We start from the raw sequence: 11,652 nt of genomic DNA on the forward strand, positions 1-11,652 counted from the left end.
GACGCCATTGTCGGCGGCGGCGCGGGCGAGCGCGTCGGTGCTGGGCCCAGGGATCGGTTCGGCGAGGTCGAAGACCGCCGCGTCTTCCTTCTGGCAGAAGTAGCGCGACCGAAACAGCTCTTGCAGGCAAACGATCTGCGCCCCTTGCCGCGCGGCTTCGCCGATACGGTCCACGGCGGTACGCAGATTGGCCGCCGGATCGGCGGAGCAGGCCATTTGCACCAAGCCAATGGTCACCGTGCTGGAATCCGGGGCCGGCATCGCCACTGACTGATAGGTTGGATGTGGCTGCGATGCAAGGAAGAACGTCAGGCGTGAGGCGCGATCCGTGATCTGAGTTGTTTTCCCATTCACGCGTCACGCATCACGCATCACGAATGTGCTGCTTCCCGCTTCAGTGGAACCGTGGTAGGGGTACCGCCCAATGACTCACCGCTTCGTATTGGTGTCCGCAGCGGCGCTGCTGTTCCTTTCAGCCTCACTCCACGCACAGCCAGGAGCCAAACCGCTGCGTGACGACGACGTGGTGGCGCGCGTCAACGGGACCCCTATTTACCGTAAAGCGGTTCGCGAGGTGGTGCAGGGGGTGCTGAGTGTGGAGGACTCGCAGCCAGATCCGACGGCGGTTGGAAAACTGGCGGGGGAAGCGATGAATTCACTCGTGGCGCTGGAACTGCTGTGCCAGGAAAGTCAGGCGCGCGGGGTGAAGGTGAGTGATACGGCCGTCGATGAGGAGATTGCCCGCAGCAAGGGCCGGTTCCCCGACGCGCGCGCCTTCGATCAGGCGCTGAAGGCGAAGGGCATGAGCGAAGCCGACCTCCGCCGCGATACGCGGAAAACAATGGCGGTGAACCTGTTGCTGGAAGGGGCGGTCTGGAAGGACGTGCACGTCGACGCCGAGCAGGTCAGAGACTTCTACGAGAAGAATCACGAGGAGTTCAAGCATCCTGCGGAGATCCGCGCCAGCCGCATTCTGATCCGGGTATCCGCAGGTGCCACCGTGCCGGAACGAAATGCGGCGAAACAGCGTGCCAGCGGGGTGCTGGCGAAGGTGCAGGGCGGAGCCGATTTCGCCCAGCTCGCACGCGAGAACTCACAGGATCCGGCCTCCGCCCCACAGGGCGGCGACTTGGGATACTTTGCCAAGGGCGAAATGGATCCCGCCTTCGAAAAGGAGGCCTTCGCGCTGGCCCCGGGGCAACTGAGCGCGGTGATCACGACACCATACGGGTTTGAGATCATCAAGGTGACCGACCGCCGTAGCGCCGGCTACCAGCCGTTCGAAGAGGTGCAAGAGCGCATCCGTGCGGTGCTGATCAAATCGGAGAAGCAGGAGCGTCAGGCCGATTTCGTGGCGCGCCTTCGTCAGAAGGCCAAAGTCGATCTGGTAGAGCCCGCGGCGCCCTGATCGTGCCACAGGCTTTCGCTCCGCCTCGACGAGGCGACGGCGCTGCACTATACCTACGGCGTGGAGTGGGGTGGGGCCGCTGAAGAGTTTCAGCTTTTCCAATAGAACACCAACATGCAGAAGAAGAGTTCCGAAACCATTGCCACCGTAGATCTCGGTCGCGCGGCGGAGGAGCGCTACCTGGCGTATGCCCTCAGCGTGATCACGTCGCGCGCCTTGCCTGACGTGCGCGACGGCCTCAAACCGGTGCAGCGGCGCATTCTCTACGCCATGTACCAGAACCTGCACCTGACGGCCGGTAACCGGCCGCGGAAATCCGCCGCCGTCGTCGGTGAAGTCCTGGGGAAATACCATCCGCATGGCGACGTGGCGGCGTACGAGGCCATGGTCCGCCTGGCGCAGCCGTTCGCGCTGCGTTACCCGCTGGTGCACGGCGAAGGGAATTTCGGCTCGCTCGACGGGGATAGCCCGGCGGCCATGCGCTACACCGAAGCCAAGCTGGCGCCGATTGCCGAGGAACTGCTGCGCGACATCCGTCACGAGACGGTCGACTTCCGTGACAACTACGACGCCACGCTACGCGAGCCGGTGGTGCTGCCGGCGGCCATCCCGCAACTCTTGATAAACGGGAGCACCGGCATCGCCGTGGGCATGGCGACCAACATCCCGCCGCACAACTTGCACGAGGTCATCGAAGCGCTGGTGGCCATGATCCACAATCCGGACATCAGCAACAAAGAACTCTGCAAGTTCATCAAGGGCCCGGATTTCCCGACCGGCGGTGAGATCCTCAACTCGCGCGGCGAGCTGCGCAGCATTTACGAGACCGGCCAAGGGGCGGTGCGCTTGCGCGGCCAATACGTGAGCGCCGTGGACAAGCGCCGGCCGCGCCTGATTGTCACCTCCGTCCCGTACACCGCCAACAAGTCGCAGCTCGTCGAGCAAATCGCCGCGCACATCGTCAGCCGCCGCTTGCCGCAGGCCACCGACGTGCGCGACGAATCGACGGATGTCGTGCGCATCGTCATCGAGATCAAGCCGGACGCCTCGCCGGAGGCGGTCATGGCGTACGTCTTCAAACACACGGACTTGCAGATCAACTTCAATGTGAACCTGACGGCGCTGGTGCCCACGGACACGCCCGGCGTCGGCCAGCCGGCGCGGCTGACCTTGCGCGATCTGTGCCGACACTTCCTCGACTTCCGCCTCGAGATCGTCACCCGCCGCCTCGAGCACGAATTGCGCGAGCTGCAGGAGCGGCTGCACATTCTCGCCGGCTTTGTGAAACTGTTCGGCAACATCGACCGTGCCATCAAGATCATCCGCCAGTCGGCGTCACGGGCGGAGGCGGCGAAGAAGTTGATGCACGAGTTCGACCTCGATGAGAAACAGGCCGACGCGATTCTGGAGACCCGCCTCTACCAGCTGGCGCGCCTGGAGATCGAAAAGATCCGGGAGGAGCAGCGCATCAAGCAGCAGCGGGCACGGGAAATCGAGGGCCTGCTCAAAAGCAAGAAGGCGCGCTGGAAGCTGGTGGAGACCGAACTGCAGGAGGTGACGCAACAGTACGGTGACAAGCGCCGCACCGTCCTCAGCGCCGGCGCCGAACTGGTCTACGACGCGGAAGCCTATGTCGTGCACGAGGACGCTACCGTCGTGGTGACGCGAGACGGCTGGATGAAACGGCTCGGCGAGGTGAAGGATCCAAGCGCCACGCGGGTGCGCGAGGGCGACGTCGCCAAGTGGATCCTCCGCGGCAACACGCGCGACAACCTGGCGCTGTTTTCCAACTTCGGCGTCGCATACGTCATGCGCGTCGGCAATGTCCCTGCCACCACGGGGTACGGCGAACCGGTGCAGTCGACGCTGAATTTCAAAGATGGGGAGCGTGTGGTTGCGGCGGTGCTGGTGAGCGGCGCAACCGGCGAGGGGGAAGGGCAGGGCGCCTCGGGTCAAGGCGCCGGCCGCTGGCTGGTGGCCACGGCAGGGGGCATGGGGTTCTTCTGCAAGCCGGATCTGAGCGAGACGACGAAGAGCGGCCGGCGGTTCGCGCGCACCAAGGATGGCGACGAGGTCATTGTCGTTGCGCCCGCGGACGGAGAGCTGATCACCGCTGCGACTGCTGATGGGAAGGTCCTGATGTTTCCGGCGGAAGAGTTGGCCGAGCTGTCCGGTGCGGGCCGCGGTGTCATCCTGATGCGCGTCGATAAGGGCGACCGGCTGATCGGCGCCGTCTGCCACACAGCCGACAGTCCGCCAATCGCCGTCGCCGAGGACGGCAGCGAGCGCCGTTTCCACCTGCCCGAGCCGGCGCACCGCGCCCAGAAGGGTCGCAAAGCCTTGAAGCGTTTCAAAGCGGTAGAGCTGGTGTCGCGAGCCGTGACGTCGAGTGGCGACAGCACCGAGCAATAGGGCGGCGAAGCCATGAAGCAGAAATACACCGCCAAAGACATTACCGTTCTCGAAGGCCTCGAACCGGTGCGCAAGCGTCCCGGGATGTACATCGGCGGCGTCGACAGCGTCGGCCTGCATCACCTGCTGTGGGAGCTGGTCGACAACTCCGTCGACGAGGCCATGAACGGCCACTGCGACAAGGTGACGGTCACCCTGCACAAGAATGGGCAGACGGTGACGGTTGCCGACAATGGCCGGGGCATCCCGGTCGACGTGCATCCGAAGTACAAACGGCCGGCCCTCGAACTGATCCTCACGACGCTGCACGCCGGCGGCAAATTCGAGAACCAGAACTACTACCACTCCGGCGGACTGCACGGCGTCGGCGCCTCCGTGGTCACCGCCCTGTCTTCTCCGATGGTCGTGCAGGTCAAACGCGACGGGTTCCTCTGGGAGCAGCATTTCGCTCGCGGCGTGGCCACCGGCAAGCTGAAGAAAGTCGGGCCCGCGCGCGGCAGCGGCACCACCATCACGTTCACGCCCGATGCCCAGATCTTTCCGCAGACCAGCTTCAAACCGGCGGTGATCCGCGAACGCATGGAAGCCCGCTCCTATCTGCATCGCGGCCTCACCCTGGTATTCGAGAACGAAGCCGAGAAGCAGACGGAAACGTTCCAGCACGACCGCGGTATCGCCGAGTACATCGAGAAGCTCATCACCGACGGTGACAAGCAACAGGTGGCCGAGCCCTTCTACGCCGAGCGCAAGGATGGCGTGGTCATCGAATGTACACTGGCATGGACGGAGGCCACCGACGAGCGCCTGCTCTCGTTCGTCAACGGCATCCCCACCCCGTCAGGCGGCACGCACGACAACGGACTGAAGAACGGCCTCACCAAGGCGGTGCGCAACTACCTGGCGGTACAGAACCTCGTACCGAAGGGTTTGACCATTGCGGCGGAGGATATCCGTGAAGGCCTGGTGGCCATTCTCAGCATCTACATACAGCAGCCGCAATTCCAGGGTCAGACGAAGGACCGCCTCAACAACCCGGAGATCAGCGCACCCATCGACAACTTCATCCGCACCGGCTTGGAGAACTACCTGCTGAGCAACCCGAGCCAGGCCAAGGCGATTGCCAACCGCGTCATTCTCTCCGCTCGGGCGCGTACCGCCTCGCGTGCCGCGGCTGAGAGCGTGCAGCGGAAGACCGCGGTCTCACACCGCCTCAATCTCCCAGGCAAGCTGGCGGACTGCAGCTCGACGGACCCGCACGAGAGTGAGCTGTTCATCGTCGAAGGCGATTCCGCCGGCGGCTCCGCCAAGCAAGGACGCAACCGCGAGTTCCAGGCCATCTTGCCGCTGCGCGGCAAGGTGTTGAACGCGGAACAGGCGTCGATGAGCAAAGTGCTCGGCAACAAAGAGCTCAACGACATCGTTTCGGCGGTGGGCTGCGGTGCCGGCAAAGACTTCAACCCGGCCAAGCTGCGCTACGACAAAATCTGCCTGCTCATGGACGCGGACTCCGACGGCCATCACATCTGCACGCTCTTGCTGACGTTCTTCTACCGCCAGTTGCCCGAGTTGATCCGGCGCGGTCACGTCTACATCGCCCAGCCGCCGCTGTACCGCATCGAAGTAGGCAAAGAGGTGCACTGGGCCCTCAGCGACGAGGAGCGCGACCGCGTGCTGGCGAAGGCCGGCGGCAAGTCTACCAGCGTGCAGCGCTTCAAAGGCTTGGGTGAGATGAACCCGGCGACGCTCAAGGAGACCACGCTCGACCCGGCGCATCGGGCCCTGCTCCGGGTCGAAGTCACGGACGAGTCGAGGACCGAAGCGACGATCCAGACGTTGATGGGCAAAGAGGTCGAGCCGCGTTTTCGTTTCATCATGGAGCGGGCGTCGAAGGTCGAGGAAGTCGACGTGTAGGCGTGCAGCGGGAGTATTACGTACACGTTGGCAGAAATACGGTGCGTATCCTAACCCGCTCACCCTGAGCCCGTCGAAGGGTGAGCGGACGCCCGCTGGCCACCGCGGGACAGCTCCTTGACTCGCGCGTGCAGCGAGTCTCGCGGATTGCTGACGGCGATCCAGTAGCTCGTGTCCGCGAAGACAGTGTTCACTCGTCTTCTTCCTTGGGCGCTCCGTGAAGGTAGTGATGAAGGTTCTTGGCAAGGTCTCGCGGAACCTTGGCCCATTCAGAATCAGGAACCGTTGCGGCGATCTCCTCCGCAACCTCCCAGATGGGTTGGGTGGTCGGGTCGTACTTCGCCAATCGCGGTCGGCGGGCCGGAGTGCGTCGAGACCGAGTTGGTTGCGCATTCTTGCGCTGTTTTCCATTCATCGCAATCTCCTTGGCGTCGAAATACGGATAGCACATTTGCCCGCTGAATGTGCGGCACCTTCAAGTAATGTGGGCGCAACGGGACGTATCGTACGGTGGTGTGGCGCCGGGGCTAGCCATCACGGGTCAGTCCCGGCGAGCCGATTAGCGAACCCGCTCGACACGTGGATTGCCCTTGAGGTGGTGCGACATGAACTTCTTCGTGCCGAAGGTCACCGACCGCCAGCCGCCGCGCGGTCCGAATTCCTCGATCGCGATTTCTCCATACCTCCGCTGCGCTTCCTCGCGCGAAAGCCATCGCGTGACAAGGCACCACTCAGGCTGGAGGTGCTCCGAATAGAGGCTATCGAGACTACCATAGCCTCGGAGCGCTTCGAATCGCTGATAGCTGAGCCGCCGGACGATCTTGAACCCCCACCCGATCGGCTCGCCGCAATACCCATCAAACACGCACGGCCCGAAATCAGACAGGTCGGATTCGTATCCAGCAGGCTTGTTCGGAAGCACTTCCACCATGGTCAACCCCCTTCGCTAATGTCGTGGTGCTCAGGCGCGGCCCGTTCTTGGCTGTCGCCTGGAGCGGCTGGTTCGGCTAGGCCGTGCTCAACCTCCGGGGGCCGGCGGACTATGCCGTGACGACGCTGTCGAACTCGCACAGCTGCGAATAGTGTAGGAGATAGACGCCAGTGCTCGCGGCGAGCTGCCGAGCGCCGGTCGTGTAACGTGCATTTGAGACCACACACGCGGCGCTCGCCTCGTGATGGCGCATCCCAGCAAACGCTTCCTGTACAGCGGTGTTACCGATGGGAGAGGAGTATTTCTTGCACTGTATCATCACCCGCAGACCGTCCTTCTCTGCAATGAGATCGCCCCCCTGGTCACCACTGGCACCGATCAACTGGACACGCCACCCCGCCCGCATCAGCTCGTCAGCGCAAAATCGCTCAAAATCGGCGCCGGACATCGAGTTGGCAAACTCAACCTGATGACCCTCGTCGAGCTGCTTTTGCAGAGCTGCCTGGACAATGTCGGTGACCACATCTATCGCATAGGGCCGGTAACTCCCGGAGGGCAATACCCAGGTACGGTTAAGACTTCGGCTGCCCTGCCCAAGAGCCGCGTCCAGGTCTATTCCTCCGGTCAGCACGCGATCCAAGAAGTAGTCGACCTCCCGCCACCAGTCCTCGAATATCCACTGGCCATATTCATCCTCTCGCACGGTCTGTCGGTACTTCCGCATCAGTACCGGCAAGTGCTCCGGACGAATGCGGCTCTTGATTGCTATCGCCAGGTCGGCAAGGTCGCTCGCCAACTCAGCCTCCTGGCGCTTAGCCTCCGCAGCGGCGATGTCGGCATCGAGCCGCCTCCTCCGCTCCGGTTCACCCGCTTGGTGAATCAAGTAGGCCACCAGAGCTAAGCAGAACCCCCCTGCGATCATCTCGGTCATCGTGCTCTTGCCCCGATTTAGTGGACAATTCCTTGAAGCTGCCTGAGCAGCGGTCCTCCCAACTTGCTCTTCATAGTCCGCCGGGCTGCAATATGCCAAGAACGAATGCAAACGATAACGGTTATAAAAGACCTCGACTCTCGGAGCCACAGCCACATACTTACCAGCTCTCGCATCTTCGTACCGGCGCAGGAAGAGGGGTGTGTTCAGGTAGTCCGCGTCTGCAGCGCGCCCAGGAGGTTGTTCGAGGTGCGAAACCGCCTCGAGTCGAGGGTGCCGAACTGGTATTCGCCGGCTTGGCCGACCTGGCGCGTGTTCAACCGAGGTAAACGCGGGCTAGTTAGCCCGGCGGACCGGCTGTGATGACGGGGGTGCAGTTGAGATGTTGACCCGCCGGGGGTGGCAGGTCAACAGAGCTCGATCTCTAGCTGCTTGAACTCACAAGGGGTCGAGATGTATTAAAGGCGCATGCAGGCAGACGTATTGACCCGCGAAAACCGGTGCGCATTGCCGGTTTCATTGAGACGCCGACTTCAAAGTAGTGTTCTGAGGACAATTTGAGCAGCACCGACTTCAGGCTCAATGGCCTCGACGAATACACCGACGACGCAATACTCACAGAAATTAGGCGTGTTGCAGCCCTTGTGTCTCCAGGGCACATGACGAAATCCCTTTTCAAGACACATGCGAACGTTGGGTATTCTACCGTCTGTAGGCATTTCGGAACCTGGCGCAATGCTTTATCAGCCGCGGGGCTCCGTCATCTGATCAACACCGCAAGACCAGTCACCGACAAAATGGTCCTCCAACTGGCAAAGGGCATGTCGGATGACGCGCTCCTGTCCATCCTCCGCGATGTCGCGCGGAAAATAGGAAGGGAATCCTTCACGGTAGAGGAATTCAATCAACATGCCCAGATCAATGCGGCCACTCTTTGCCGGCGTTTTGACGGATGGGGCACCGCCCTCCAGCGTGCGGAACTCAATCCAGCAAAGGGGCAACGACGCTACTCGGATGATGAATGTTTTGAAAACCTACTCAACGTATGGACCCACTATGGTCGTCGTCCGAAGTACGAGGAGATGCCGCAACCGCCCTCAATCATCGGTGTCCGACCCTACATCACCCGATGGGGAACATGGCGGAAGGCATTGAGAGCCTTTGTGGATCGCATCAACAATGATCTGAGCGCGAACGCGCGGGAAGAAGCCACACCATCGGGGGATCCGCAGAGCGAGTCGGTATCGAACCATCGCCATCCAGATTCCGCAAAGGCAGATTCCGAAAAACGGGCGATCAAGATCGGCATGCGATATCAAATCCTGAAGCGGGATCACTTTCGTTGCGTCATTTGCGGTCGAAGTCCGGCCACTACGCTTGGCTTGGAACTCCATGTCGATCACATCGTTCCCTTCTCAAACGGGGGCGAGTCCGTGCTGGAGAACCTGAGATCTACATGCAGCGAATGCAATCTGGGGAAAGGGTCGAAGAGAGACGAACAATAACCAGTCCCTGCACCCGACGGCGGGAGCGATGCGAGTTCTGGAAAGGACGGTGCGGTTGCCCTACCGCGGGTGAGTGGCGAGGCGGCGATGCTGTAGAAGAACCCCAAGATCACGTCGCGAGCATCCAAGAGCTCGATATAAACCCCCGAGAGGCGAAACTCGACGATTCGGCTGAAAATGCCCGAAAGTCTTGCGAGAGAGGCTCTCCGAGCGTGTGGGGGTCATCAGAACACGTGGGGGGGACAAGTCGCGACTTTGCATGAAATTCGATAGAGCTGCGTTCTCGGGGTTGTTCTACAGTGGCTCGTTAGGTCAGATCAGCTTCTTGGGGTGATGATGATGGTGAATGCGGACACGAAAGCGGTCTTCGAGGAATTGCGGAAGGACCTGACATTGGCGTCACTGCACTTCAACGTCTTCCGCACGCTTTATGCAAGCGACCCTGCTGATGTGAACCTCCTGAATGCGGTGGCGCCGGGGACGTTCTGGGTCGTCGAAGATAGTCTCCACGATTCCGTCGTCCTCCGGCTTGCTCGCCTGACCGATGCCCGAAAGACGGCTAGCCAGGAGAACCTAACCCTTGAGACCCTGATTGAAGGGGCTGAGAAAGATGGCGAGACGAGATTGGTCCAGCAGCTGCGCGACAAGTACCGGGATGTCAAGTCACGCGTCGCGCCGATTAGGAAGCTTCGTCACAAGGTGACGGGCCATACTGACAGCCCGACCCGTCGGGGTGCGGTGGCTGTACCAACTGTCCGTCTCAGTGAGCTAACCGACGCGGTCAAGAGCGTTGAGGAGTTCCTGAATGTGTTCGAGTCCGCGGTGAACGGGAGCCAAACCGTCTACGCCCTTTCGATCATGGATGGTGAAGCCGAGGTATTGCTGCGGAGACTACGCGAAGCCTTGGCCTTCAGGGAAGAAGTCTCCGACTGGCACATGCTGGGCAATCCTCAGCGACAGCGAATACGAGAGTTGCTCAAGAACGCCCAGCCGGAGGATGGGGTGAAGACCTAACGGGACAGGCTTGCGGGCCGTAGTAACGAGTATTCCGAGTTCCGGAGCGGATACAGTTGATGGCCGAAATCTCCAAGAACGCGATGTGGCGCGAACGGGTGGCGAGCCTGCAGTGCTGGATCGCATCGAGACGAATACGCACGGTCTCGATGTAGCGCCACGCGGCTTGGCCGTCGGGTGCAGAGCCGCAGCATGTAGCAGTGGTCAAGGATTATAGGGGCTGGCGTGTACAGCAACTCGGAATACTCGGACCTACGGCCCTCAGTGGCCCAACACATGAGTTCGTCACGATGGTCCGCAGCCCATTCCAGTACCAGCGGCGGCGTGGAGGCTATGAACGAGGGCAACGAAGGTGGAGTCTCGATCAAATTGCCAGCAGTTCTTGCACGGTAATCAGGATCTCCAGTTGGACGAATTGTCGTTTGAGGCGCAACTTCAAGCGCTCCAGATACTGAATCACTTGCCCTGAGGGTACCGCCCGAAAGTCCATGACGCCGAAGACCACGACGCGATCCTGGTACACCTGACCAGCCGCTTGCCACAGGCCCTGCAAAGGGAACTGTCGCTGGGTGGAGGTCACGCCACCGAACTGTCTCAGCAGCTCCGCTTGGAGCCGAACGTATCTCGACTCGCGATGGGTCGGCCGTCGTTGTACTCCAGCGGCAGGTATATCTCGATGCTTCTAACCGGCCGCGGCACGGCGCTTCCCCTGCGTCACCGCTGCAGCCGGCCGGACAATCTCGTAGGTGAACCCACGCCCGCTGAGCAGTTCGAGGTGCGCTGGCAGCACCTCGTAGATCGGATCGCTGGCGACCAGACGCACTGGAGCGAGCTCGACCATCGCGCGCCAGGCTTTTCCCCACTGGGCTTTCGGAATGCGAATGGCAATCATAACATGGTCTCCTCGGGCGGCTCTGCTCTCACGGATAGCGCCATTCCTGCCGGGGGCGCAAGTGCAGGCTCGGCCAGCTTCATATCTCCGATCTCCGAAACCGCGCGTTCACGTCGTCGAGCGGTTCGCACATCGGCACACGACGGTCCCACGGTGCAGGAGCCGTATTCCGAGTTCCGGAGCGGATGCAGTTGATGGCCGAAATCTCTAAGGACGCGACGTGGAGCGAACGGGTGACGAGCCTGCAGTGATGGATCGCATCGAGACGAATACGCACGGTCTCGATGTAGCGCCACGCGGCATGGGCGTTAGGGGCAGAGCCGCAGCCTGCAGTGGTCAAGGATTATAGGGGCTGGCGTGTACAGCAACTCGGAATACTCGGACCTACGGCCCCCAGTGGCCGCGTCCCGAACACTGGGTTGAAGAGGCCATACGTCATCGGCTGCCGCCCGGTAGCGAGCGAACCTTGCGCACGTAGACGAGCCAGATGCGGTCGGTGAGCGCCGGACTCAATCGTTCCATGATCCAACCGAGCCAGGCGTGGCCGGTCACCGGGATGACGCTGCGGTTTTTCTCCACCCCACGCAGCACGATCTGGGCGCAGCGCGCGGGCGGCAGCGGCGTCGGCGCCAGGGCGAGCAGGCGCTC

The 11,652-nt window shown here is 61.8% G+C and carries 12 protein-coding genes; 5 read left to right on the forward strand and 7 right to left on the reverse strand.

Translation table 11 applies throughout. The features are described 5' to 3' along the window. Positions 1–261 (reverse strand): nitrilase-related carbon-nitrogen hydrolase (locus VF515_16540; protein ID HEX7409239.1); only part of this gene is annotated, 261 nt, incomplete at its 3' end. Between the two features lie 163 nt (positions 262–424). Between VF515_16540 and VF515_16545 the strand changes: the two genes are divergently transcribed. From VF515_16545 to VF515_16555, 3 genes are all read left to right on the forward strand, one after another. Beyond that, complete coding sequence (locus VF515_16545) at positions 425–1,408, forward strand: peptidylprolyl isomerase (protein ID HEX7409240.1); 984 nt, start codon at positions 425–427, stop codon at positions 1,406–1,408. A 114-nt stretch (positions 1,409–1,522) separates the two neighbouring features. After that, the gene (locus tag VF515_16550) at positions 1,523–3,820 is read left to right on the forward strand and encodes a DNA topoisomerase IV subunit A (protein HEX7409241.1); all 2,298 of its coding nucleotides are present in this window, start codon (positions 1,523–1,525) and stop codon (positions 3,818–3,820) included. Positions 3,821–3,832: 12 nt separating this feature from the next. After that, a complete protein-coding gene (locus VF515_16555; GenBank protein HEX7409242.1) occupies positions 3,833–5,731 on the forward strand; it encodes a DNA topoisomerase IV subunit B in 1,899 nt (632 codons plus the stop codon). 190 nt (positions 5,732–5,921) lie between these two features. Here VF515_16555 and VF515_16560 read toward each other — a convergent pair whose 3' ends face one another. From VF515_16560 to VF515_16570, 3 genes are all read right to left on the reverse strand, one after another. Next, positions 5,922–6,146, reverse strand: a complete 225-nt coding sequence (locus VF515_16560) for a hypothetical protein (GenBank protein ID HEX7409243.1) — start codon at positions 6,144–6,146, stop codon at positions 5,922–5,924. Positions 6,147–6,290: 144 nt separating this feature from the next. Next, a complete protein-coding gene (locus VF515_16565) occupies positions 6,291–6,662 on the reverse strand; it encodes a hypothetical protein (GenBank protein ID HEX7409244.1) in 372 nt (123 codons plus the stop codon). A gap of 109 nt (positions 6,663–6,771) precedes the next feature. Continuing rightward, a complete protein-coding gene (locus tag VF515_16570; GenBank protein ID HEX7409245.1) occupies positions 6,772–7,593 on the reverse strand; it encodes a restriction endonuclease in 822 nt (273 codons plus the stop codon). 557 nt (positions 7,594–8,150) lie between these two features. Here VF515_16570 and VF515_16575 point away from each other — a divergent pair. Further along, on the forward strand, positions 8,151–9,098 hold the full coding sequence (locus tag VF515_16575) for an HNH endonuclease (GenBank protein ID HEX7409246.1): 948 nt from the start codon (positions 8,151–8,153) through the stop codon (positions 9,096–9,098). A 333-nt stretch (positions 9,099–9,431) separates the two neighbouring features. Beyond that, a complete protein-coding gene (locus tag VF515_16580; protein ID HEX7409247.1) occupies positions 9,432–10,112 on the forward strand; it encodes a hypothetical protein in 681 nt (226 codons plus the stop codon). A 364-nt stretch (positions 10,113–10,476) separates the two neighbouring features. Here VF515_16580 and VF515_16585 read toward each other — a convergent pair whose 3' ends face one another. The 3 genes from VF515_16585 to VF515_16595 all read right to left on the reverse strand — a co-directional run. Beyond that, positions 10,477–10,692, reverse strand: coding sequence for a hypothetical protein (locus VF515_16585; protein ID HEX7409248.1), 216 nt, complete (start codon positions 10,690–10,692; stop codon positions 10,477–10,479). A 102-nt stretch (positions 10,693–10,794) separates the two neighbouring features. After that, a complete protein-coding gene (locus tag VF515_16590; protein ID HEX7409249.1) occupies positions 10,795–11,004 on the reverse strand; it encodes a hypothetical protein in 210 nt (69 codons plus the stop codon). Positions 11,005–11,439: 435 nt separating this feature from the next. Continuing rightward, positions 11,440–11,652: hypothetical protein (locus VF515_16595; protein HEX7409250.1), on the reverse strand; the 213-nt coding region annotated here is incomplete at its 5' end.

This window comes from Candidatus Binatia bacterium (assembly GCA_036382395.1).
In the GTDB taxonomy this organism is placed as follows: domain Bacteria; phylum Desulfobacterota; class Binatia; order HRBIN30; family HRBIN30; genus JAGDMS01.